This is a genomic window from Hymenobacter rubripertinctus (genome assembly GCF_003583925.1).
GTDB lineage: Bacteria > Bacteroidota > Bacteroidia > Cytophagales > Hymenobacteraceae > Hymenobacter > Hymenobacter rubripertinctus.
On the sequence record NZ_QYCN01000003.1, the window covers coordinates 150159 to 173724 of the forward strand.

The following is a 23566-nucleotide window of genomic DNA, read 5'->3' on the forward strand; positions in this document are numbered from 1 at the left end:
GCCGAGCGACCGTACGCGGGCCGTTTGGCAGCTGTAGAGACGCATCTTTGCGTCTCGGCGTTGAACGATCCGCGCGCAGCCATCGCCCGAGAAGGCAATATGCCCAATGGCGCGGCCGTAACCGTTCAATGCCGAGACGCAAAGATGCGTCTCTACACGGCTTGATGGTGGCAGTGTTGCACCTCGTTCAGCGGTAGAGCCCTTCGCCGTTGTCCCATTCGTGCTGCCAACGGCTGGGATTGGTAAGGATGTAGTCGCGGATGCGGGTCAGTTCGCTTTCGGAGCGGACGATTCGGTCGTAGAAACGCGGTTGCCAGGCGAAAGGCATCTGCTGGGCGCGGGCGAAACTGCTGACTCCGGCCTTAAAACCGCGTAGTACGGCGGCCAGATTGGCGTGCTGGGGACCAAAGCGGTTTTCATAGCTCAGCGAAGGTATCAAGTCTTCGGCCTTATCGAACAGCAGAACCCCGTGCACATGGTCGGGCATCAGCACGAAGGCATCGAGCGTAACGAATGACGCGAAAGTGGGAATGGCATCCCAGCCTTCCCGCACCCGTTGGCCCACCATAGAGGGGCGCACGAACGCCGCATCCCAGTCGCCGGCCGGTACTTCCATCGAGCCGAAATAGGGCTGGCGTTCAGCCGTGCAGATGGTTACGAAGTAAGCACCACGCTGCCCGTAATCATAGCCCGGCAGCCGGGCCGAGGCCACCCGGTACTTCCCCTGGTATAAAATGGGTTCCGTCATAGCAGCTTCCATGTAAACCTTGTAGAGACGCATCTTTGCGTCTCGTCGTTGAACGATGCCGTTGGTATGACCGGCCATCGGCTACCAGCTGGCGCGCATCGTATCGTTCGGGAGAGCCGTTCAACGGGGAGACGCAAGGATGCGTCTCTACATTGCCCAATGCCGCAGACAGCCCGCCGGTTTTTGCAGCATATTTTTCAAAAAGCAGAAAATATGCTGCAAAACTTCGTGGGCTACTCAGCGGGGGCGGGGTGGCCTTCAACCAGGGCTATTTCGGCATCTGTGAGCTGGTAGAGCTGGTACACCAATTTATCCAGGGCGTCGTCCTGGCGCTGGAGGGTGGCGCGGCGCTGCTGCTGCTGCTGCTGGAACTGGGTGAGGTAGTCGCTCCACTCGCTTTTCTCGGGCAGACTGAGCTTGCGGCCCAGGGCTTTTTCGAGGGCCTTGCTCCAGGTGGGCCAGGGCTGGCTGAGGGCCAGCTTGCCGCTCAGCGCCTGGGTCAGCCCCAGCTCGGCCCGCACCAGCCGCGCCGCCTTGGCCTCCGCCTCGTGCAGCTCCTTATGGCCTAAGAGCAACGCCTCGGCGGCGGTGATAAAGGGTTGTTGCTCGGCAGGGGTAGCGTTGGGGATGGGAAGTTCTAAGATTTGTGAGCGTTTTATTTTAGGAAAAGTTTCTTTGTTGTCTGAAAAGACATAATCAAAGTAGAATTTGATTAATCTAGATGAAACGATAGATAATGTGTAATGTAGTCTTAGTGATTTTTCCGAATAGATTATATAGTTACTTTGATCTGTGTATATGTTGTTTTTGTCTATTGTTGATATTAGATAATATTTACTAGGTATTTGCCTGATTAATATTTTGGGCTGCTCAAATATTTCATTAGTTCTAAATCTTTGATTTGAATACAATTTTTCATTTTCACTTGTATAGTGAACATATGTTTCGGGCTTATCTATGGTATAACGTCCAATATCTTTTCCTAATATGAAAGGCTTGTAATCATTGTCAAGGCAAATGGGCAAAAGAAGTTCTTTCCTAACCTTCATACCACTATTCACCTCGTGGTAGTTCGATAGGGCTGGATGTTTGCTAATTTTATCGGTTATTTCATTCGTTTCCGTAGTGTTATTCTGGTTAATAATGAACCCAGGATCTTTCAGGGTTGATGTGTGTATACTCTTGTTGCTGGTTGTGCTACTTTCGTCTATATCGTAAAACGATATTGTATTACTTTCTTCTGTATTATTTTTAATGTTGAAAATAACAGTCTTGACTTCGGCATCTTGAAAGACTTTATTGGTAGGAAATGTTAGACTAATTAGAGTATGTTTAAATATTAGGTAGTGCCGCAGTTGTGCATCATTGTCATTAACCAGAAAAGCGCTAGGGGTTATAAAAGATACATAGCCGTTGTTGTGTATGATATTTAATGATTTTTCGATAAATAGCTTATATAAATCGAGCTGATAAGAGGCAGTTGCATAAGTATTGCTTAAATATCTCTTCTCCTCACTTGAGAACAAACCGCGGCTTCTCACATACGGCGGATTCCCAATCACCACGTCAAACCCGCCCTGCGCGAATACTTCCGGGAAGGCGGTTGGCCAGTCGAAGGCGCGGTCGCCGGCTACGGCGGGGTCGGAGATGAGGGAGTTGCCGCAGCGGATGCTGTGGTCGAGGGAGGTGAGGGGCTTGCCGGGGTTGGCGGTTTGCAGCCACAGGCTCAGGCGCGTAATGTCCACCGACTCGGGGTTGAGGTCGACGCCGTAGAGGTTGTGCTGCAAAATGTGGCGGTCGAAGTCGAACACCTTGTACTGCCCGGCCCGCAGCCCGGCCAGCTCCCGGTTTACCTGCTCGCCCTCGCGCAGCAGATACCCGAAGGCCTCGTTGAGGAAAGCGCCCGAGCCGCAGGCCGGGTCCAGCACCCGGATGCCTTCCAGGCGCTGCCCGTACTGCTCCCAGGCCGCCATGTGCCGCTGCACCCGCGCCGTGGGCTGCACCAGCCGGTTGCCGGTACCAATCCGGATGCTGGCCCGGTCGTCGTCGGTGAGCTCGGGCAGGGCATCGAGGCCGGCTTCCTGGCGGCGCTCCTGCAACCAGCCGCCCACCGCCTGCCGCACAATGTAGCGCGTGATGTACTCGGGGGTGTAAAAGATGCCGTCCTGCTTGCGCTTGCCCTTTTTGGGGTTGTGGGCCTCCCCGCTGAGGCGGGCGCGCTCCTGCTCCAGGTCCGAGAGGCTCTGCTCGAAAATGTGGCCCAGGATGTTCACATTCAGGTCGGAGGCAAAGTCGTACTGCTCCAGCTGAATAACCGGCGTGAGGGTGCGGTCCTTGATGCGGAGGGCATCCAGGGCCGGGTCTTCGGCAAACAGCCCCCCATTGAAGCGGTTGATGCCGGCCAGGGGGTTGCCCTTATCGATGCTCTGAAACAGGCCCCGCACGGTGCGGTACACCTTGTCGTCGGCGGGGTCGAACACGTTCTGGCGCACGGCATCGAGCAGGCGGCGGAAGGTGTGGCGCGGGATGATGTTCTTGTCTTCGCAGAAGCACACGAAAATCACCCGGTCCAGCAGCTTCTGGGTATGGGCCAGCAGCTCCAGCGGGGCCACGTCGGGGTTCTGCTCAATCAGGTGGTCAAGCAGCTGGCGGCGGGCGGCGCGGTAGTCCTTGTAAAAGGCTTTCGTGATTTTGGTTTCTTCCTGCTGGCGCTGGTGCAGGGCCTCATCGAGGGGGGCCTCGGCCCGGCCGGCGGGGGGCAGCAGGTGGGCGGGCAGCAGCAGGGCAAAAAAGCGCCGGAGCTGGGCCTCGTCGTCGGGCAGGGTTTCGAGGTTGAATACCTCGGCCCGGAGCTGGTCGTTGGCCGCGTACAGGCGCAGCTCTACAAAGTTAGACACCAGCACCCAGCGGCAGGTAGCACCGTACTTGCTGGGGTAGCTGAAGGCCTGCTCCACCGGCGTTTCGGCGCGGCCGCCGCTGCTGCGGCGCTGCTTGGCATCGAGGGCGGTGCGGGCATCTTTCAGTTCTACCACGGCCCGCACCGGCCCGCCCAGTCCGCCGCTGGGCACGCGCACGAAGTCGCCGAGAGCCCCGTCGGGCTTGGTGCCGTCGGTGAGGGTTTTGAGCTCCAGCTCCAACTGGCGGTGGGTGGTGGCCTGGTACTCGTAGCCCAGCACCTGCCCGAACAGCAGGTTCAGGAACTCGGCCTGGAGCACTTCCTCCTTGCGGTCGTGCACGTAGCGGTCCTTAATGGCCTGCTGCCAGTGGCGCAGGTGGCGCACGCGTTCGGCAAAGTCGGGCAGGGCCGTGGCGGGGGCAAATCGGGTAAAGGGAGCGGGCAGCTCGGCGGCCGGAAACAGCGGTAACAACTCGGGCATGGATAGTAAAGGCTAAAAGAGGACCGGAAGGTAGCACGGAAAGGGTTGGCCTGCTCAAAGGAAAAACGCTTTCATCGAACTGTTTCTCCCAGCATTCCGTATAGCCTTTCCCTCGCCAGTTATTGGGTTGAGGGGTGTATATATTTTTTAAGTCTATGTTTAGCCTATCACGATACCTCTATGAGTCGCAATACTACTACGCACAATTATGTGACTAAACGCCTGCCCGAAGCCCTGCGCATCGTACAAAACGGCGGCTACGCCACCGCCCACCCCGAGCTAACCTCAGCCGAGAAGGCGTTGGTATACCATTACACGGAAGATGGTTACGATGCACTGAACGCTGGCTTACACGGTAATCCTACTGCGCCGCTGGCCGCTTTTGGCCAGGGCTTGGCAGCAGTATTGAGCAAGCTGCCTCCGCATGTGGGGAGGCTTTTAGCGGAGTAATGTTGCGGCCGGCCGAGCTGCAATTTTACCACGATTGTGCCCAAACAGGTACTCCCGTTCATTGGCCGGCATTTCTATCAGCCAGTCTTAAAAACAGCGTAGCCATGCAGTTTTTGCGCACTACTGGCAAAAACTGTTTATTTGTTATCCAATCCAAGAGTGGTCGTCTCATTGAGGCGGTTGCCAAATACGGGATTCACGGCCTAGCCCCAGGGCAAAATGAATACGAAGTTCTTTTCTCGCCTCAAACTCGTTTTGATGTGTTGGCGGTAGAAGATGTGCTGAGCCCGAATAAGGAACGCGACTATACGCGCATCACGTTAGACGAACTGTAAAGTCTGTTGCCACTATGTCACTTACCCTACTCGATACGCCCGCAATTCAAGCCGAATTGGCTACGACGTCGCCCACTGTGGCCTCGGCTCCCGCAGTAGCCGGGTTGCTATTCGATGCCGGCCTGACCCATGCCCGGGGACCACTGCTCAATTCCTACATTCAGTTGCTAAGTGATTTTTTGAGCAGCGGTCAACCCCTAACCCGCGCCGACCGGCTACATCTCATTTCGCTCCGGCATGTGCTCACGATGCGCCGCGAAGCGGAAGAGTTGGAAGCTGACCCTACCTTACGGAGAGAGCGAAGTGCAGCTGCTGCCCGCTTTACCCGCAAAGCGCAATCGGGCTGGTCAACGCCGCCGTTACCCGAGTCATCTAGTAGTTCCGAGTAGCTGGCCCATACTGCTAGCTGTTTTTGTAAGCCCCAACTGCCGGTGCGGTTGGGGCTTTTTATAGCGGAAAGCTATCCGAGAATTTTTTGCAGCATATTATTTATATTTTGAAAAATAAGCTGCAAAAACGCATTCGCTATGCCGCGTAAGTCCATTCCCTCTACCACGCTCTTCGCCCAAGTGCGGACGTATTTTGGCCTAGAACAGCAGGAATTGGCCGCCTACCTGGGCATCAGCCGCCCCTACGTGGCCGACATCGAAGCCGGCCGCCGCAGCCTTACCAGCCCGCTGCTGCTGCGCCTGAGTCCGCTGGCGGTGCTGCTACCCGCCGCTGGCCCGGCCCGGCCGGCGGCCCCGCAGCCCGAGCTGGCCCCGCCCGGCGCGCCCGCGCCCGGACCCCTGGAAGCCCGCCTCGATTACTGCCAGCACCACGCCGCGAAGCTGCGGCGGGAGTTAAAGAAATGGGCCGCCACCCAGGCGGCGGCCCGGCGCTGGCTGGCCGTGCTGCCGGGCCTGCTGGCGGCGCCCGCGCCGGCCGAGGTGCTGGTGCCGCCCGCCGAGGCCGCCCGCGCCCGGCAGTGGCTGCTGGCCCACCAAGCGCAGGCCCAGGCCACCCTGCACGATGCCGAGGAAGCCGCCCGCTACCACCTGCTGCGCCTGCGCCTGGCGGCGCTGGAAACGGAAGCTGCCGGGTTGCAGGCGCTGCTATAGTCACTGCCGGGCACAGGGCGCTCAGGCCGTAGAGCCGCGTGCTTGCGTGTAGCTCATCCGCGCCGCACCAACGGTATCGTTCTTCAACGCCGAGATGCAAAGAGGCGTCTCTACCTACCGGGCACACCGTTCGCAAAACCGTTGTGTGCGCGCTTCCCCCGCCTTGTGGGAACCCCTCTGCGGGGGGATATGGGGCGCAAAAAAAAACGCCCGCCCGGGGTTACCGGACGGGCGTTTTCTGGGAGAAGTTCACCGCCTTACATCTTGCGGGCCTTGAGCTCCTGCTCGGCGCTCTTGAGCTGGTATTCCAGGGATTTGAGCTTGGCTTTCTCGGTTTCCACCAGGCGGTCCTGGTCGTTGATCTGGTTGCGCAGGTCGCTGATGCGCTGGGCCTGGGCGGCAATAACGGGGTTGCTGGAATCCATGTCGGATTTGAAAGCGGCGCAACCGCTGCTCAGCAGCAGGGCCGTACCAAATGTAAGCGACAGGAACAAGCGGGCAGTGTTGGACTTTTTCATAAGAAGGGAGTGTGAAGCGTGGTTTCGGGAAGAAACCATTCTGCCTGTTCTTACGCGGCACCTGCGGGCGAGTTGTGCCGGGGCGGGGCAACGGGCCAATAAAAAGGCCTCCCGCAGCCGGAGCTGCGGGAGGCCTTCGGCAGCCGGAGCCGGCCGGTCGGTTAGGCCTGCTCGCCCACTACAATCTTCTCGATTTCGTCGTTGGCCTTGATCTGCTCGATGATGTCGAGGCCCTCCACCACTTTGCCGAACACAGTGTGGTTGCGGTCGAGGTGGGCGGTGTTGTCGCGCGAGTGCACGATGAAGAACTGCGAGCCGCCGGTGTTGCGGCCGGCGTGGGCCATGCTCAGGGCGCCGCGCTCGTGGTACTGGTGCTCGCCGTTGAGCTCACAGTCGATTTTGTAGCCGGGGCCGCCGGTGCCGGGCGCGCCCTTGGCCCCGTCGCGGGAGTTGGGGCAGCCGCCCTGAATCACGAAGTTGGGGATAACGCGGTGGAACTTCAGGCCGTCGTAGAAGCCTTTCTCGGCCAGGTCGGTGAAGTTCTTCACGGTGTTGGGAGCGTCCTTTTCGTAGAACTCCACTTTCATTACGCCTTTACTGGTGTGGATTTCAGCTGTTTTCATCGGTGCTGGAAAAAGGGTGGAACGGCTACCCGTACGGGCCGGGCCGACCGGCGGGTGGGCCGGCGGGCAAAGGTAGCCATTTTGCGGGCGGCCAAACATCCGGACGCGGGGGCGGTTCGTAAGCTTACCAACACCAGTTCACTTTTTTTTCACCACTTTCTGCTTCTTATGCACCAGACCCTTCGTTCGGCCACCTTCGCCTTTCTTGCCGCCTCTACGCTCGGCTTCGGCCTGACCAGCTGCGGCGACGGCAACTCCGAACAAGCCGATGCCAGCGTCGATTCCATGACCGCGCCCACCGTCGATTCCACGGCCATGATGGCCGATGATGCCCGCATGGGCAAGCCCGAAGGGGTGATGGTGGATGGCGTGGCCATGACGCCGGACAAAACCATTGTGCAAAATGCCGTGATGGCCTCCAGCGTCAGCACCCTGGTGAAAGCCGTACAGGCTGCCGGCCTCGATGGCACGCTCAGCGGCCCCGGTCCGTTCACCGTTTTCGCGCCCACCAACGCCGCCTTCGATAAGTTGCCCGCCGGCGCACTGGCCGGCCTACTCAAGCCCGAAAGCAAAGACAAGCTCGCCGGCGTGCTCACCTACCACGTTATTCAGGGCCGCCTCGTGGCCCAGGACCTCAAGGACGGTCAGGAGCTGACCACCGTGAACGGTGAGAAGCTGAAGGTAATGGTGAAGGACGGCGTGGTGATGATTGGCAACGGCCAGGACGCGCCCGCCACCGTGCAGATTGCCGACGTAATTTCCAGCAACGGCGTCACCCACGTTATCGATGCGGTTATCCTGCCCCTGGGCAAGTAAACGGCCCGTTCCTGCAACAAAAAACCCCGGCTGCGTTAGCGCCGGGGTTTTTTGTTGCAGGATAGAAAGCCAGGCTGCGGCGAGAGCCCGTACCACTTCTCACTTCCGGTTGTCGTCGGCCTGCTGCATACTCACGTAGCTGTCGTAGCGGGGCAGGGCAATGCGGCCCTTGTCCACGGCCTCGCGCACGGCGCAGCCGGGCTCGTGCAGGTGCTGGCAGTTGTGGTAGCGGCACTGGTTGAGCAGGGCGCGCATTTCGGGGAAGTAGTGGGCCAGCTCCCCGGCCTTCATATCCACGAGGCCCAGCTCCTTGATGCCGGGCGTATCAATGAGGTAGGTGCCGGGGCGCACCTCCAGCATTTCGGCAAACGTGGTGGTGTGCACGCCCTTGTCGGAAAACTGGCTGATTTCGGCCGTTTTCAGGTCCAGATCGGGCACCAAGGCGTTGATGAGCGTGCTCTTGCCCACGCCCGAGTGGCCCGAGAGCAACGACACCCGGCCGTCGAGCAGGCCATCAATAGCGGCCACGCCCTCGCCCGAGTGGGCCGAGCAGCGCAGGCCAGGGTAGCCCACGCGGGCGTACATGGTCAGAATCTGGTCCTGATAATCGGCCAGGTCCTCGTCGTAGAGGTCGGTTTTGTTGAAGAGCAGGGTGACGGGAATCTGGTAGGCTTCGGCCGTGACCAGAAACCGGTCGATGAACCCGAACGAAGTGGCCGGCGAAGCCAGCGTGACCACCAGCAGGGCCTGGTCGAGGTTGGCGGCCACGATGTGGGCGTGCTCCGTTTTGTGGACCGAGCGCCGGATAATGTAGTTGCGGCGGGGCGCAATATGGTGAATCACGCCCGCGCCCTCCGTCTGCTGCTCCACCGTAAACTCCACCTGGTCGCCCACGGCCAGCGGGTTGCTCACCTTCAGGCCCTGGTTTTTGAACTTGCCCCGCAGGCGGCAGCGGTGCAGCTGGCCCGAGCCCGTTTCGCGCACCACGTACCACGAGCCCGTCGATTTAACAATGATTCCGGTCACAAGGTGAATGGGTGAAGGAGTGACTCGGTGAAGGAGTGACCCGGTGAATGAAGGAGTGCAACGATAAATAAAGGTACGCTCATCCTGCCTCTGACCTGCGCAACGGGAAGGATCTTACCGCTGCAATAATGAATTGGTGTAGTCTCCTTCTCAACTGCGCGTGGGCGCCGCCAACTGAAGGAGTGACAGTTCTATCACTCCTTCACCGAGTCACTCCGTCACGCATTGGCCGCAATCCAGCGCATAATGGTGCGGGTGGCCCCGCTGTGGTCGTGCACGTAGTCGAGGCTCAGGTCCTGAACCTGGAGGCGGGCTTCTTCGCGGTGGTACAGGCCCCCGAACACCTTGAGCAGTTCCTCGGCGGAGGCAACGGAGAAAGCGCAGCCCAGAGCCACCAGGTCTTCGGCTTCCTGAAACTTGTGGTAAGTGGGGCCGAAGAACAGGGGCAGGCCGAAGGCAGCGGCTTCGAGCGTGTTGTGCAGGCCCTTGCCAAAAGCGCCGCCCACGTAGGCAAAGTGGCCGAAGCGGTAGAGCTGGCTGAGCAGGCCCACATTATCGATGAGCAGCACCCGGGCCTGGGCCACCGTATCCGCCCGGGCCTGGGAGTAGCGCGTTACGCGGCCGGGCAGGATGGCTTCCACCAGGCGCAGGCTGGGCTCATTGATTTCGTGGGGAGCCACGATGAAGCGCAGCTCGTTCTGGTACTGGCGGAGCAGGGGCGTGAGCATGGCTATATCCTCGGGCCAGCTGCTGCCCACAATCAGCACCGGGTGCCAGTCGTCGGTGAAGGCGTCGATCAGGGGCAGGGAGCGGGGCGGGGCCGAGGCCGTCTGCACCACCGTATCGAAGCGGGTGTCGCCGGCCACGCTTACGCGGCCGATGCCGGCCTGGCGGAGCAGGTCGGCCGAGCGTTGGTTCTGGGTGAAGATGTGGGTGAAGCAGCCCAGTATCCGGCGGAAGAAACCACCCCAGGGCTGAAAAAACACCTGGTCGGCCCGAAAAATAGCCGACACGCAGATAGTCGGAATCTGGCGGCGGTGCAGTTCGGTGAGGAAGTAGTACCAGAACTCGTACTTCACGAACACGGCCAGCTCGGGCCGCACCGCGTCGAGAAAGGCGTGGGCGTGGGCGGCGGTATCCAGGGGCAGGTAGAACACGTAGGCCGCGCCGGGCCAGTTGTGGCGCACCTCGTAACCCGAGGGCGAGAAGAAGGTGAGCACCAGCTTATGGTCGGGGTGGTCGGCCAGGTAGGCTTCCATCAGCGGCCGGCCCTGCTCAAACTCGCCCAGGGAGGCGCAGTGAAACCACACCAGCGGGGCCGTTTCGGGGCGCAGCTCGCCCTGGATGCGGCCCAGCAGCCCCTGCCGGCCGGCCGTCCAGCGGGCCGCCTTGGGCACGAAGGGGGCCAGCAGCCGCAGCAGCCAGGCGTAGAGGTGCAGACCCAGGGAATACAGAAAGCGCAAGAGGTAGTCGTCGTTAGGGCTTAGAACGAAGGGGCCGGGTCGCGGCGCGAAAAGGCGGGAGGGCAAAAGTACGGTCTTCCCCTCACTCTTAAACCAAAAACCTCCACCCGGTGGGGCAGAGGCTTTTTGGGGTGATAAAGCGGAAGAGTTGCAAAGCTGGGAAGGGCGCTCAGGTCCTGCCATTCCAGTAGGGTCCGTTGGCTTACTTCTATCCTCCCCCACTTGCCAACTTGCTGCCGGCCTACTGGGCGGCCTGCTTGCCCAGGTAGTTGGCTACGCCTTCGCGGGTGGCGTGCATGGCCTCCTTGCCCTCTTCCCAGTTGGCGGGGCACACTTCGCCTTTCTCCTCGAAGTATTGCAACGCATCCACCATGCGCATGGCCTCGTCGATGCTGCGGCCCAGCGGCCCGTCGTTGACTACCTGATGGCGCACGATGCCGTCCTTGTCGATCAGAAACAGGCCGCGGTAGGCCAGGGGCGAGCCCACGAAGGTCATTTCGCCGGCTTCGTTGTAGTCGTAATGGCCGCCGAGCACGTCGTAGTTGGCGGCAATGGTTTTGGTGGCGTCGGCCACCAGCGGATAGGTTACGCCCTCAATGCCGCCGTTGTCGCGGGCGGTTTGCAGCCAGGCGAAGTGGGAGAAGTGGGTATCGGTCGAGCAGCCGACAATAGCGACGCCCTTGGCCTCAAAATCGGCCAGCCGATCCTGAAACGCAATGATTTCGGTGGGACACACGAACGTGAAATCAGCGGGGTAGAAGTAGAAGATGACGTGCTTCTTGCCCAGGTACCGGTCAAGCGAAAAATCCTCCTCGAATTCGCTGTCGATAACGGCCGTAGCTTTGAAAGAAGGGGCACGTTTGCCTACGAGAACTGCCATGGATCAAAAAAAGATGGGTAAAAAAAAGGTGAGTTACTGAAGCGGCTCAAGTGGGCCACTATAAGCCAGTATCATCCGGCCGCCGGGAACAGCTTCCCGCAGCAGTCAGGGTGATGGGGTTGAAAGCAACGCGCCCCGCTGCGTCAGCCGGCCGATGGCGGCTCGTCGGCGCGGAGCTGCGGCCCCGTCACCTTGTCGCCCGTAATGTGCAGGGAGAAGGAGCGGGGCTGAAAATCGGGCAGGCCCTTGGTGGCGAAGAAGTCCCGGATCAGCGCGTCGAGCTGGGGGTCGCAGTAATCAATGATTTCCTGGGTGTTGGTGCAGAACAAATGATGGTGCTCCGTGCAGTCGGCGTCGAAGCGCCGGGACGAGCCTTCGGCCGAGGCTACCCGGCGCGTGAGGCCGGCGGCCACGAACGAATCCAGGGTTTTGTACACGGTGCCCAGCGAAATAGACGGCACCTGCCGCGTTACGTGCTGGTGCACCTGCTCGGCGGTGGGGTGGCCGGGCAGCGTCAGCAGGCCATCCAGAATCAGCACCCGCTGGCGGGTAGCGCGCAGGCCCACCCGGGCCAGCCGTTGCGGCAGCGGTTCGGGCGTGGGAGCCGGGAAAACGGGGGTATGAGAAGCGTGCACAGGTAAGAAAAATTCTCCGCAAAGGTAAGCACATAAGGCCTTCGTGCGCAAAAATGTTTCCCGGCCGGCCGGAATGCGTGATTTTCTGGTGGGAAGCGCGGGGCGGGTTAAATAAAACCGTCTGTCATCCTGAGCGCAGCGAAGGACCTTATCCCGCGTGAACGAGTCGTTGTTACGGTCATTCACGGGTAATAAGGTCCTTCGCTCCGCTCAGGATGACAGACGGTTCCGGACGGCTTTCCCGTTCTTACTTGCCCTTGAAATCGGGCTTGCGCTTCTCCACGAAGGCGGCCATGCCTTCCTTCTGGTCCTCGGAGGCGAAGGTCATGTAGAAGTTTTTGCGCTCGAAGTGCAGGCCTTCATCGAGGTGGGTTTCGAAGGCGCGGTTGATGGACTCCTTGGCCAGCCGGGCCGCTACCGGCGACATCTGGGCGATGCTGTGGGCCAGGCGGAAGGCTTCTTCCAGGAACTGGCCCACCGGAACCACCCGGTTCACGAGGCCGTGCTGGGCTGCTTCCCGGGCCGAAATCGACTGGCCGGTGAGCACCATTTCCATGGCCCGGGCCTTGCCGATGGCCCGCGTCAGGCGCTGGGTGCCGCCCGCGCCCGGCATGGTGCCAAGGCGAATTTCGGGCTGCCCGAACTGGGCCGTTTCCGAGGCCACAATCAGGTCGCACGTCATGGCCAGCTCGCAGCCCCCGCCCAGGGCAAAGCCCGAAACGGCGGCAATCAGCGGCTTGGTAGTGCGCCGGATCTGGTCCCAGATGCTGAACTGGTCGATCAGCAGCATATCAATGGCGGTGCGCCCGGCCATCTGCTTGATGTCGGCGCCGGCGGCAAAGGCCCGCTCGCTGCCCGCCAGCACAATCACGCGCACTTCGGGGTTCTGGTCGAGCGCCTTGAGGGCGGCGGCTACTTCCTGCATGAGTTGCAGGTTGAGGGCATTGAGCTCCTTGGGCCGGTTGAGCTGAATCAGGGCCACCTGGGGCCGGGCCTGGGGCGTTACGAGGATGAATTCGGGAGTCATAAGTAGGGGGGGAATCGGGTGGGGGAATGCCGGGGCGCACTTGCGCGGCGCGGCGTCGATAGGCCAGGGTGGGTGAATGCCGGGCCGCGCAGGTGCGCCTGCGTGAGCCGTGCAGCGCCGAGCCGCAAAGATGCGTCGCTACGCCCAAACCATCAACCCGCCCCGCCCCGGCACACGAACTGAAACGTCTGGCGGGTGCGCTGCTCCAGCAGCAACTCCCGGCCCGCAGTAAGGCGCCGGATGCTGGCCGCGTCGTAGTTCTTGATGGTGTAGAGCTCCAGGCCGGTGTTGTAGTGAATCGTGAACTGCCCGCGCAGCAGTTCCAGCAGCCGCTGGAGGCGGTAGGCCGAAAAATCGGTGCAGACCGAGAAGCTGATGGCCGAGTTCTGCATAAGCCGGATTTTGAGCCGCACCTGGGCCAGCGCCCCAAAGATGACTTCCAGGTTTTCCTCCGAAATGAAGTCCAGCTCCTTCGACTCGAAAGACACCAGGCACTGCTCGGTTTTGCGGATGAACGCGGGCACCAGCAGCCCGTGGCGGCAGTCGTGGATGCGCGTTCCTTCCGCGTCGGGCTCCAGAAACGACTTAACCAGCAGCGGAATGCCGCGTACGGCCAGGGGCTTAATGGTTTTGGGGTGAATGACGGAGGCCCCGTAGTAGGCCATTTCGATGGTTTCCTGGTAGCTGATTTCCGGGTAGCGTACCGTGTCAGGAAAAATCTTGGGGTCGGCGTTGAGCAGGCCCGCCACGTCCTTCCAGATCGTCACCGACCCGGCCCCCAGGCAGTAAGCCAGAATGGCAGCCGTAAAATCGGAGCCCTCCCGGCCCAGCGTAGTGGTAGCGCCGCTGGCCGTGCCGCCCACGAAGCCCTGCGTCACTACCGGCCCCTCGGCCAGCACCGCCGCCGGCAGGGCCGCCCGCAGCAGCCGCTCGGTGGTGGGCCAGTCCAGGCGGCCCTCGCGCCAGGTGTGGTCGGTGCGGATCAGGGGGCGGCAGTCGAGCCACCGGGCTTGGAGTGCGCCCGCCACGATGCGCGTCGCCAGCAACTCGCCGAAGCTCACCACCTGGTCGTACTGCCTGTCGAAGTCGGCGGGCAGCAGAGTGGCCAGCCGGTCCTCAAGCTGGGTGAGCAGGTCGGTGAGCAGGTCGGCAGCCAGGGCCAGGTCAGCGGCCACGGCCTGGTGGAAGGCCCCCAGGCGGGCCAGCGGGGCCGCGTAGTCCTGGCCGGCGTGGGCCAGCTGGTAGAGCTCCTCCAGGGCGTTGGTGGTCTTGCCCATCGCCGACACCACGACCACCAGTGGCCCCGGTCCGCCGTACGCCCGCACGATGCGCGAGAGGTTGCGAATTGCGGCCGCGTCCTTCACCGACGCGCCGCCAAACTTGTAAATCCGAAGGGACTGCGCTTGCTGCATGGCCCCAAATGTAGGGCCAAGTGGCGCTTGCTCCCTACTTCGGCCCGGCCCGGTTCCCAAACGATACCGTAAAAACCTGAGCGAAATTTCGCCGGGGCTCCCGCGAATTGGTTACTTTTGGTCTTTCCCACCCCGTATCTTACCACCCTCCTCACTCTATGACTAATCACGACAAGCTGGCGCTGCCCGTAGGTACTACCCTCGACCGCTTCATCATGCGCAAGCAGGAAGACTTCCCCTACGCCACCGGGGAGCTAAGCCAACTGCTGCGCGATATTGCCCTGGCGGCCAAAATCGTGAACCGCGAAATCAACCGCTCCGGCCTCATCGACATTGCCGGGGCCTACGGCAACCGCAATGTGCAGGGCGAGGACCAGCAGAAGCTCGACGTGATTGCCAACATCCGCTTTATCCGGGCCCTGCGCAACGGGGGCGAGGTGTGCACCATCATTTCGGAGGAAGACGACGAGATGATCCAGACCGGCAACGTGCAGGGCAAGTACGTGGTAGCCATCGACCCGCTCGACGGCTCCAGCAACATTGATGTGAACGTGAGCATCGGCACGATCTTCAGCATCTACCGCCGCGTTTCGCCGACCGGCAGCGAGGGAACGGCCCAGGACTGCCTCCAGACGGGTACCCACCAGGTGGCAGCCGGCTACGTAATTTATGGCTCCAGCACCATGATGGTGTACACCACCGGCAACGGCGTGAACGGGTTCACCTACGAGCCTTCCCTGGGGGAATTTTTCTTGTCCCACCCCAACATCCAGACGCCCCCCTCGGGCACGGTCTACTCCGTCAATGAGGGGCTGTCGGAGTCGTTTACCGAGGGCATGAAAGGCTTCGTGGCCCATTGCAAAGAGCAAAACTACTCGGCCCGTTACATTGGCTCGCTGGTGGCCGACTTCCACCGCAACCTGCTCAAGGGCGGTATCTATATGTACCCGGCTTCCAAGAAATCCCCCAAGGGCAAACTGCGCCTCATGTACGAGTGCAACCCGCTGGCGTTCATCGTGGAGCAGGCCGGAGGCAAATCCAGCGACGGCCGCCGCCGCACCCTGGAGCTGGAACCTACCGAAATGCACGAGCGCTGCCCGGTGTTCATCGGCTCACCGGAGCTGGTCAACAAGGTAGAGGAGTTCCTGGCGGCCGATTTCGCCCGGGCCGCCGTGCTCAACGGCGAGCAGGAAAGCCGCTAGTGGCTGCCTAACGCCTGTACCGCCCAAGTCCATTTTGCGGAACGGGTGGTGCTTCTCCCCAACAAGAACGGGCGGCCCATCTGGGCCGCCCGTTCTTGTTGGGAAGGGAAACGAAGAAGAACGCTATTCGGCCTTCTTCTTGGTCGTTTTCTTAACCGGTTTGGCGTCGGCAGCTTCGGGGTTGCCGGCGGCATTGGTTTCCTCAGCGGCCGGAATAATGCCAGCCGTACTCATGGCCTCATCAGCACCGGGCTCGTCCGCCTGAACGGCTTTCTTCGGGGCGGCTTTCTTCGGGGCGGCGGCGGCATCGGTGGGGGCGTCGGCCTCATCGGGGGCCGGGGCCTGGTAATCCAGGGCCTTGCTCACCACGTGGTACCACTGCACCAGCTTTTTGATGTCGGACAGGTACACCCGCTCCCGGTCGTAGTCGGGCATGATGCCTTCCATGAGGGCCGTCAGCTCGCGCTCATCCGATTTGTGGGTCAGGGCCAGGCCGGAGCCATGCTGCTGCTGAATCCGGTCGAATACCTCGCTGAGCGGCACCGTCTGGTCGTAGTCCTGGGTATAGATGGAAATTTCCTGGAGCAGCGACACCTTGTTGCGGGCCGAAGCCACGGAACGGGTGCCCTTCTCGTCGAGGGCTTCGATGATAACACCGGCGCGGGTGGGTTTCACGAGGCGGTACAGACCGGGCATTCCGCTGATGGCGGCAATTTCCTTCAGGTCGTAGGGCATAGGAAGAAAGCAGTGGTTGGAAAGAACGAAGGTACGGAGCCGGAACGGCTTTGGCTACCAGGCCGGCGCGCGCGACTAAAGCGCCGCTAAAGCTTGAAGGCGATGGGCAGGCTGGTAAGGATGGCGTAATCGGGCTTGTTGAATTTGAGCAGCCGCACCACGCGCAGGGCCTCCTCGCCGCAGCCGCCGCCAATCTGCTTCACCAGCTTCACCCCCGACATGGTGCCGTCCGTATTCAGGGTGAAACTCACAATGCACTGGCCCTGAATACGGTTGCGCCGCGCCATAACGGGGTACTTGAGCTCCTCATTGATGAAGGCATACATGGCGTCCTGGCCGCCCTCGTAATACTCGGCTATCGGAATGGTTTTACCGGCTTTGGGGCCTTCCTGAGCCGCCTCGTCTTCAGCGGCTTCCGGAGCGGGGGCGTCGGTTTTTATCTTGATCTTGGTTTTCTGGGCCACGGCCGAGCCGGAGGCGGCCAACAGGGCGAAGCTGAGGAGAAGAACAGTTTTTTTCATGGGGAGCAGCAGTGATACGTAGCAGGAACAGAAGACGGGAAAATCCCGGCTCAGCCACACAAGAACGAAGCCAATTTACGCATTGTCGGGAGCCTGGGCGATTTGCTGGTTGATTTCCTGGATGAACTCCAGCACGGCCTCCCGGCCCGTTTTCTGCTCGGCCGACGTCACGAAGTGGCGCGGCAGCTCGTCCCAGGTTTCCTGCATTTTCTCCAGATACTGCACCACATTCTGCGTGGTGCGCGAGCCCGACTGTTTATCGGCTTTGGTAAATACCATCACGAACGGAATTCCCTCACTGCCTAATTGTTCCATAAATTCCAGGTCGGCCGCCTGGGGCGAATGACGCGAGTCGACCAGAACAAATACGCACGTCAGGTTCTCCCGCTTGCGCAAATAATAATTAATCATGCGCGCCCATTTTATCCGGGCATCCTTGCTGATCTTGGCGTAGCCATAGCCGGGTAAATCAACCAGATACCAATTATTGTTGACAATAAAGTGGTTGATTAGCTGGGTTTTACCGGGTTGGGAAGATGTTTTGGCCAACCCATTCTGGTTGGTGAGCATATTAATGAGGGAAGACTTGCCCACGTTGGAACGCCCGATAAAGGCGTATTCCGGCAACGTAGGGGGGGGGCATTCCTCCACCCGGGAATTACTCATCAAAAACTTCGCGTCCTGAATATGCATGTTGTCAAGCTAAACTGAGCAGCAAAGGTAGATATTCGGCGGGTGAGGTTGGAAATCATGATTTTTTGAAGAAAAACCTTGCGGTTTACGGAGGCGAGCTATATTTGTGCGTCTGGTTCGGGCGGCAAAAGAGCACGAACCCCCGCGAGTCAGCCTTTCTTTCAGTACCCCCGATGGGCTATCTCACCCGTTTTACCAAATTGGATGCGACTAAGTCCGTATTATAAAAGTTCTATCTTTGCTCGCTAAATCCCCTGCTTCAGGTTGGTAATTCCGGTTCGGAACCAGAAGGAAAACGTCCTTTTTTCGCGTTGTGCCTTCGGTTTTTGCGCGGTCTAGCTCAACCCTGAAGCGGGTTTTCAGTATAAGAGGCAACTCTCAAAAACTAGCCCGCGCAACTGGCGTCCGGTGCTTCTTTTCCTCCTTTGCAACTCCTTATTTCCCTAACCCCTCCAACAATGGACAACTTAGTCAGAAGGTTATTGAAAGCCTCGTGCGCCTTCGCGCTTACGGCTGCTATGGCCCAGCCTGCCCTGGCTCAGAGCACTCGCCAGCAGCTAAAAACGGCCAACAAGTTCTTTGGACAAGAGAATTACCGCGCTTCATTACCGTTCTACGAACAGGTGCTGGCTAAAGACCCCAACAACGCTCAGGCATTGTTCCGGGCCGGTATTGCCTATATGTCATTCGACAAAGAAAAAGCCAGCGACTATATCTACAAGGCCCAGCGCCTGAAGAAGAACGTGTCCAAGGACGTGGAGTATTGGTTGGGCCGGGTGGATCACCTGAACTACAACTTCGACGAAGCCATTACGCACTTCCAGGCCTACAACGCCTCGCTTAAAAGCAAGGATTCCCGCAAGAAGGAACTGGCCCAGTTGATCCAGCACAGCAAGAATGCCAAGGTGCAGTTCAACAGCCCCAAGGACATTTTTGTAAAAAACCTGGGGCCGACGATTAATACCCAATGGTCGGAGCACAGCCCGGTAATCTCCAACGACGATAAAGTCCTGCTCTTTACTTCCCGCTCCGACAACATGAGCAATGCCCCGGCCGTGAGTGCCGATGGCAAAACCAAGGACAAGAACAAGATTGCCGCCGACGGGCAGTACTACGAAAACATCTACGAGGCCACGCGCATCGACGATGAGAACTGGGAGAAGCCCCGTTCGCTGAGCGGCGTGCTCAACGGCAAAGGGCACGATGCCTCCATTCAGGTGTTCGACAACGACACCAAACTGCTCATGTACCGCAACGACGAAAACGGGGACATCCTGTATTCGGAGAAGTCGGGGGCAGACTGGACGGACCCGAAAAAGCTGAACAAGAACATCAACACACCAGCGTTTGAATCCGACGCCTACATTACGCCCAATGGCCTGACGATTTACTTCTCGACCAGCAAGTACTCGGAAGACAACACGCTCGACATTTACTACTCCACCCGCGTACCCGGCGGCGACTGGGGACCGGCCAAAAGCATCGGCTCGGCCATTAACACGGCCTACGACGATGATAGCCCGTACCTGAGCCGGGATGGCAAAACGATGTACTTCTCGTCGCGCGGCCACAACACGATGGGCGGCTACGATATTTTCAAGTCGGAGTACGACTCGGTGGGCCGCAAGTGGGGCCGGGCTGAGAACATGGGCTACCCCATCAACACGCCCGACGATGACACGTACTACCGCCTGAGCCCGGATGGTTCGTACGCCTACCTTTCGTCGTACCGCATTGGCGGCTACGGGGAGAAGGACATCTACACCATCAACTACATCAAGAACGCCATCATCCGGGGCCGCGTGCTTTCGAGCCGCGACAGCACGGCTATTCCCGGCGCGGAACTGGTCTTCAGCGGAACGCAGGCCGACAAAACGGCGCTGAGCTACCGCGACGTGACCAAGCCCTTCTCGGCCGAATACCAGGTAAACGTGCTCTCGGGCCGGACGTATCAGGTAGCCGTGAGCAAGGACGGGAAGAACATCGAAACCCAGGAGTTTGCCGTTCCGATTTCCACGAACGACTCGACGACCATTGAGAAGAATTTCTACGTGGATTACGTCGATCCAGCGGGTCCGGCCCTGGCTATCAACCCAATTTACTTCGATACCGACAAGTTTAAACTACGGCCGGAGTCGATTACGGAGCTGAACAAAATCACGGAAATCCTGAAGGCTAACCCCGGCATCAACATCTCGATTGAGGGTAACTGCGACTCGCGGAACACGGATGAGTACAACATCGTACTCGGGCAGAACCGCGCCAACGTAGCGTACAACTTCCTCAAGAAGGCCGGCATTGCCGAAACCCGGATGGTGACCGTGAGCTACGGCGAGCGTCGTCCGGTAGCCCCGAACGATTCGCCGGAGAACATGCAGCTGAACCGCCGCACCGACTTCCGCGTGATTGTGAAGGAAGGCGAATCGATGCCGATCATGAACAAGCCGGCTTCCGGAGCAACCAACTCGTCGCCGGCGATGAAATCGGGCATGGCCCCGATGAATACTGGTACCCGCTCGACGGTTCCGTTGCAGCCCGGCAAGAGCAAAGTGAAGCTCGAAGACGGTACTAAGGTGAAAACCAAGGTAGACGAGGACAGCGACAAAGTGAAGGTGAAAACCAAAGGGGCCGACGACTCGAAGAGCAAGACGGTAACCAAGGACGGCACCATCGACGCGAAGGCGAAAGACGCGGAGGGCAACAAGGTCAAAGTGAAGACTGACAACGACTAAGCATCGTTGGTCCCCGCTAAAAACGGGTCGGGCTCTGTGCCCGACCCGTTTTTTTTTAACTTAATAGCGAGCCGGCCGTTCTATTTGGGCAATTTTACCCGAGATTCCCCGTTCTTCGCTCTCCGCAGTATGTCCGTAGTACCTTACAAAGACGACGCCGCCGGCAAAAAGTCGCAGGTGGCCCAGATGTTCAACAGCATTGCCGGCAAGTACGATTTCCTGAACCACTTTCTGAGTGCGGGCACGGACATCTACTGGCGGCGCAAGGCCGTGAACGAGCTCCAGCAGCTGCGGCCGGCCCGCATTCTGGATATTGCCACCGGCACGGCCGATTTTGCCATCGAAACGCTGCGGGCCGCCACCCCCGACGCGCAGATTACGGGCGTTGATATTTCGGAGGGGATGCTGGAGGTGGGGCGGCGCAAGCTGGCCCGCAAAGGGCTGGGCCACCGGATTCAGCTCGAACTGGGCGACTCGGAGAATCTGCCCTTCGCCGACAACCACTTCGATGCCGTGACGGCCTCGTTTGGGGTGCGTAACTTTGAGAACCTGGAAAAGGGCCTGGCCGAAATGTACCGGGTACTGCGGCCGGGGGGCAAAATGGTGGTCCTGGAATTCTCCAAGCCTACGGCCTTCCCCATGAAGCAGGCGTATAATTTCTACTTCAAAAACATTCTGCCCGTATTCGGCAAGCTCATTTCCAAGGACCGCGCCGCCTATACCTACCTGCCCGAATCGGTGCAGGCATTTCCGGACGGTCCGGATTTTTTGGCGATTCTGCGTAAAGTTGGCTTTTCTTCCCCTGCATGGCAACCACTCACCTTCGGCATCAGCTCCATTTACACGGCGCAAAAATAAGGCACCTGACCCTGGCAGCGCTGGCGGGTCTGCTTCTGCCCCTGAGTGCTCAGGCGCAGAAAAAAAGCTTCAGCAAAGCCTCCCGGGGTAGCAACGGCGCGGTAAAATCGGTGACGGTGAACAACCTGCCGGGCTACGACGACCGGTGGCTGCACCTGGGCATGTACGTGGCCCCCAATTTCTCGCGCTATAAAATTGAGCGGGCAAAGGGCTTTGAAAACGAGCTATCGGCCAATTCGGTGGTGAGTCCGGGCTTCTCGGTGGGTTTTCTGGGCGACTTCCGGCTGGGTAGCTACGGCGCGCTCAACCTGGCACCCGGCGTGAGCTTTCTGACGCGGCGCATCGAGTTTAAGCCCTATGGTTACCGGCAGAATACCGACACGCATCCCAACGATCCGGCCGAGATTGAGGACCAGGAAATCGGGAGCACCCAGGTGGATTTCCCGATTCTGTTCAAGCTCAAATCGGAGCGGCGGCGCAACTCGCGGGTGTACCTGATTGCGGGCGTGAAGCCGAGCTTCAACATCGGTGGCCGCCGCAAAGACCCCGAGGTGAACCTGCTGCGGGCCGGCAGCTCCGACGTGGCCCTGGAATATGGCGTGGGCATGGACCTGTTCTATCCGTTCTTCAAGTTTTCGCCTGAGCTGCGCTTTTCCCACGGCCTGACCAACCTCTACGTGCCCGGCACCGACGTGTACAGCCGCAACCTGCGAAGCCTGAGAAGTAACACCGTTACGCTCTACCTCAACATCTGGTCGGGACGGTAGCGGAAGGCAGGTGCACTGTCATTCCGACGCAGGAGGAATCTGGGTCAATTCATTGAACACTATCGTCTTTACAAGCTGAGGCAGATTCCTCCTGCGTCGGACTGGCAAGACTACTTACTCAGTATGAAAACGGCTTTCATTACGGGCGCTTCTTCGGGAATCGGGCGGGCTACGGCGGTGGCGCTGGCCCAGGCCGGCTACCAACTGGTGCTTACCGGGCGGCGGCGGGAACGGCTGGAGGAGCTGGCCCGCACGCTGCACCCCGTACCCACCCAGCTGCTCACATTCGACGTGCGCGACCGGGCGGCCGTCGACGCGGCCGTGCAAAGCCTGCCCCCCGCGTTTGCGGAGGTGGACGTGCTCATCAACAACGCCGGCAATGCCCACGGGCTGGGTCCCATTCAGCGCGGCGACCCTCAGGACTGGGATGATATGCTGGACAGCAACGTGAAAGGGCTGCTCTACGTGAGTCAGGCCGTGCTGCCCTCCATGACGCGCCGTAATGCCGGCCACATCATCAACATCGGCTCCGTGGCCGGGCACGAGGTGTACGCCAACGGCAACGTGTACTGCGCCTCCAAGGCAGCTGTGGCCTCGCTTACCAAAGGCATGCGCCTGGATTTGCTGCCCCACCACATTAAAGTGGCCGAGGTAAATCCGGGCGCGGTGCAAACCGAGTTTTCGGAAGTGCGCTTCAAAGGCGATATGCAACGAGCCGCAGACGTGTATAAGGGCTTCGAGCCGCTGCAGGCGGTGGATATTGCCGAGGTTATCGTGTTCATGGTCACGCGCCCGGCCCACGTCAACGTGGCCGAGGTGCTGATTCTGGCCGCTGCCCAGGGAGCCGCCACCACGATTCGCAAGGAGTAGCCCCCGGCCCCGGGTAGTGTTCAGGTGGCCCGGGTGGGCTTACAAGCCGTGCTCGTGGGCAAAGCTGATGAGCTCCGCCATGCCGCGCAAGCCAAGCTTGTGCAGAATATTGCGTCGGTGGGTGCTTACCGTCAGCTCCGCCAACGACAACTGTCCGGCAATGGCCCGGCTCGAATGACCTTCGCGCACGAGCCGGATGACTTCCCGCTCGCGGGCCGAGAGCTGCCGCAGCCGCAGCAGGACATCGGCGGCGACTACTCCCGGCGTGCTTCCGGCCGGGGCAAGGCGCTCGGGCAGGGCGGCGCCGGGCAGGGGGCGGGGCCGAATCCGGCCCGGAAACACCAGCTGGCCGGTGTGCACGGCCCGGATAGCAGCCAGCAGCACCCGGGCCTCGGCCGACTTATCCAGAAACCCGTGCGCCCCGGCCGCCGCCACCTGGCTCACCAGCACCGCCGACGAGGCACTGCTGAAAACCAGCACCCGCAGGCCGGGCCACTCGCGGCGCAATTGCGGCAGCAGGGTCAGCCCATCAAGGGGGGGCGGCAGGTAGAGGTCGAGCAGAACCAGGTCGGCAGTAGGGGGGGGCGTTTGGGCCAGGAAGCCCAGCAGCGCCTCTCCGCTGGCAAACAGGCCCTCCACGGTCAGGTCCGGTTCCTGGCTCAGCAGGGAGGATAAGCCCTGGGCCAGTGTAGGGTGGTCATCAACAATCAGCAGGTGGCAACTCATCAGGTAGCAGAGCAGTGAAGCGGGTGGTGCAGCGGCCGGACCATCCGGCGCG

General features: G+C 60.3%; 23 protein-coding genes. 9 read left to right on the forward strand and 14 right to left on the reverse strand.

The features are described from left to right. Positions 1 to 187: 187 nt before the first annotated feature. Together D0T11_RS02830 and D0T11_RS02835 are read right to left on the reverse strand one after the other, a co-directional pair. Positions 188 to 748 carry a transposase gene (locus tag D0T11_RS02830; protein WP_119654270.1) on the reverse strand — a complete coding sequence of 187 codons (561 nt, stop codon included), beginning with the start codon at positions 746 to 748 and terminating at the stop codon, positions 188 to 190. A 233-nt stretch (positions 749 to 981) separates the two neighbouring features. After that, positions 982 to 4125: an Eco57I restriction-modification methylase domain-containing protein gene (locus D0T11_RS02835; RefSeq protein WP_119654271.1), complete on the reverse strand. Its 3144-nt coding sequence runs from the start codon at positions 4123 to 4125 to the stop codon at positions 982 to 984. 180 nt (positions 4126 to 4305) lie between these two features. Between D0T11_RS02835 and D0T11_RS02840 the strand changes: the two genes are divergently transcribed. The 3 genes from D0T11_RS02840 to D0T11_RS02850 all read left to right on the forward strand — a co-directional run bounded on the left by D0T11_RS02840 (position 4306) and on the right by D0T11_RS02850 (position 6010). Further along, complete coding sequence (locus D0T11_RS02840) at positions 4306 to 4575, forward strand: hypothetical protein (protein ID WP_119654272.1); 270 nt, start codon at positions 4306 to 4308, stop codon at positions 4573 to 4575. A gap of 104 nt (positions 4576 to 4679) precedes the next feature. Continuing rightward, complete coding sequence (locus D0T11_RS02845; RefSeq protein WP_119654273.1) at positions 4680 to 4910, forward strand: hypothetical protein; 231 nt, start codon at positions 4680 to 4682, stop codon at positions 4908 to 4910. A gap of 527 nt (positions 4911 to 5437) precedes the next feature. Further along, positions 5438 to 6010 carry a helix-turn-helix domain-containing protein gene (locus D0T11_RS02850; RefSeq protein ID WP_119654274.1) on the forward strand — a complete coding sequence of 191 codons (573 nt, stop codon included), beginning with the start codon at positions 5438 to 5440 and terminating at the stop codon, positions 6008 to 6010. A 257-nt stretch (positions 6011 to 6267) separates the two neighbouring features. Here the strand turns inward: D0T11_RS02850 and D0T11_RS02855 are convergent, their stop codons facing one another. Next, entirely contained in the window at positions 6268 to 6528 is a 261-nt protein-coding gene (locus tag D0T11_RS02855) for a hypothetical protein (RefSeq protein ID WP_119654275.1), read from the reverse strand. A 161-nt stretch (positions 6529 to 6689) separates the two neighbouring features. Continuing rightward, on the reverse strand, positions 6690 to 7151 hold the full coding sequence (locus D0T11_RS02860; protein ID WP_119654276.1) for a peptidylprolyl isomerase: 462 nt from the start codon (positions 7149 to 7151) through the stop codon (positions 6690 to 6692). A 168-nt stretch (positions 7152 to 7319) separates the two neighbouring features. On the opposite strand from D0T11_RS02860, the gene D0T11_RS02865 reads away from it, so the two are divergent. Next, the gene (locus D0T11_RS02865; protein WP_119654277.1) at positions 7320 to 7967 is read left to right on the forward strand and encodes a fasciclin domain-containing protein; all 648 of its coding nucleotides are present in this window, start codon (positions 7320 to 7322) and stop codon (positions 7965 to 7967) included. Positions 7968 to 8066: 99 nt separating this feature from the next. On the opposite strand, the gene rsgA is transcribed toward D0T11_RS02865, so the two are convergent. From rsgA to D0T11_RS02895, 6 genes are all read right to left on the reverse strand, one after another. Beyond that, entirely contained in the window at positions 8067 to 8993 is a 927-nt protein-coding gene (gene rsgA / locus D0T11_RS02870) for a ribosome small subunit-dependent GTPase A (protein WP_119654278.1), read from the reverse strand. Between the two features lie 218 nt (positions 8994 to 9211). Beyond that, positions 9212 to 10456: a 3-deoxy-D-manno-octulosonic acid transferase gene (locus tag D0T11_RS02875; protein ID WP_119654279.1), complete on the reverse strand. Its 1245-nt coding sequence runs from the start codon at positions 10454 to 10456 to the stop codon at positions 9212 to 9214. A gap of 241 nt (positions 10457 to 10697) precedes the next feature. Then, the gene (locus D0T11_RS02880; RefSeq protein ID WP_119654280.1) at positions 10698 to 11336 is read right to left on the reverse strand and encodes a peroxiredoxin; all 639 of its coding nucleotides are present in this window, start codon (positions 11334 to 11336) and stop codon (positions 10698 to 10700) included. A gap of 143 nt (positions 11337 to 11479) precedes the next feature. After that, positions 11480 to 11971 carry a Fur family transcriptional regulator gene (locus D0T11_RS02885; RefSeq protein ID WP_182888216.1) on the reverse strand — a complete coding sequence of 164 codons (492 nt, stop codon included), beginning with the start codon at positions 11969 to 11971 and terminating at the stop codon, positions 11480 to 11482. A gap of 247 nt (positions 11972 to 12218) precedes the next feature. Beyond that, positions 12219 to 12998: an enoyl-CoA hydratase-related protein gene (locus D0T11_RS02890; RefSeq protein WP_119654282.1), complete on the reverse strand. Its 780-nt coding sequence runs from the start codon at positions 12996 to 12998 to the stop codon at positions 12219 to 12221. A 152-nt stretch (positions 12999 to 13150) separates the two neighbouring features. Next, the gene (locus D0T11_RS02895; protein ID WP_119654283.1) at positions 13151 to 14410 is read right to left on the reverse strand and encodes an aspartate kinase; all 1260 of its coding nucleotides are present in this window, start codon (positions 14408 to 14410) and stop codon (positions 13151 to 13153) included. 158 nt (positions 14411 to 14568) lie between these two features. On the opposite strand from D0T11_RS02895, the gene fbp reads away from it, so the two are divergent. Further along, positions 14569 to 15612: a class 1 fructose-bisphosphatase gene (fbp, locus tag D0T11_RS02900; RefSeq protein ID WP_119654284.1), complete on the forward strand. Its 1044-nt coding sequence runs from the start codon at positions 14569 to 14571 to the stop codon at positions 15610 to 15612. 123 nt (positions 15613 to 15735) lie between these two features. Here the strand turns inward: fbp and D0T11_RS02905 are convergent, their stop codons facing one another. From D0T11_RS02905 to yihA, 3 genes are all read right to left on the reverse strand, one after another. After that, positions 15736 to 16347: a DUF5606 family protein gene (locus D0T11_RS02905; RefSeq protein WP_119654285.1), complete on the reverse strand. Its 612-nt coding sequence runs from the start codon at positions 16345 to 16347 to the stop codon at positions 15736 to 15738. 86 nt (positions 16348 to 16433) lie between these two features. Further along, positions 16434 to 16868 (reverse strand): energy transducer TonB, encoded by a 435-nt coding sequence (locus D0T11_RS02910; protein ID WP_119654286.1) that lies wholly within the window; start codon positions 16866 to 16868, stop codon positions 16434 to 16436. Between the two features lie 75 nt (positions 16869 to 16943). Continuing rightward, positions 16944 to 17561 carry a ribosome biogenesis GTP-binding protein YihA/YsxC gene (yihA, locus tag D0T11_RS02915; protein ID WP_119654287.1) on the reverse strand — a complete coding sequence of 206 codons (618 nt, stop codon included), beginning with the start codon at positions 17559 to 17561 and terminating at the stop codon, positions 16944 to 16946. Positions 17562 to 18079: 518 nt separating this feature from the next. Here yihA and D0T11_RS02920 point away from each other — a divergent pair. The 4 genes from D0T11_RS02920 to D0T11_RS02935 all read left to right on the forward strand — a co-directional run bounded on the left by D0T11_RS02920 (position 18080) and on the right by D0T11_RS02935 (position 22788). Beyond that, a complete protein-coding gene (locus D0T11_RS02920) occupies positions 18080 to 20293 on the forward strand; it encodes an OmpA family protein (RefSeq protein ID WP_119654288.1) in 2214 nt (737 codons plus the stop codon). Positions 20294 to 20422: 129 nt separating this feature from the next. Then, positions 20423 to 21151 carry a bifunctional demethylmenaquinone methyltransferase/2-methoxy-6-polyprenyl-1,4-benzoquinol methylase UbiE gene (ubiE, locus tag D0T11_RS02925; protein WP_119654289.1) on the forward strand — a complete coding sequence of 243 codons (729 nt, stop codon included), beginning with the start codon at positions 20423 to 20425 and terminating at the stop codon, positions 21149 to 21151. Further along, positions 21100 to 21918, forward strand: coding sequence for a type IX secretion/gliding motility protein PorT/SprT (gene porT / locus D0T11_RS02930; protein ID WP_119654290.1), 819 nt, complete (start codon positions 21100 to 21102; stop codon positions 21916 to 21918). The genes ubiE and porT overlap by 52 nt, the downstream gene beginning before the upstream one ends. 123 nt (positions 21919 to 22041) lie before the next feature. Then, positions 22042 to 22788, forward strand: a complete 747-nt coding sequence (locus D0T11_RS02935) for an SDR family NAD(P)-dependent oxidoreductase (RefSeq protein WP_119654291.1) — start codon at positions 22042 to 22044, stop codon at positions 22786 to 22788. A 39-nt stretch (positions 22789 to 22827) separates the two neighbouring features. Here D0T11_RS02935 and D0T11_RS02940 read toward each other — a convergent pair whose 3' ends face one another. Then, a complete protein-coding gene (locus tag D0T11_RS02940; protein WP_119654292.1) occupies positions 22828 to 23514 on the reverse strand; it encodes a response regulator in 687 nt (228 codons plus the stop codon). Between the last annotated feature and the right edge of the window lie 52 nt (positions 23515 to 23566).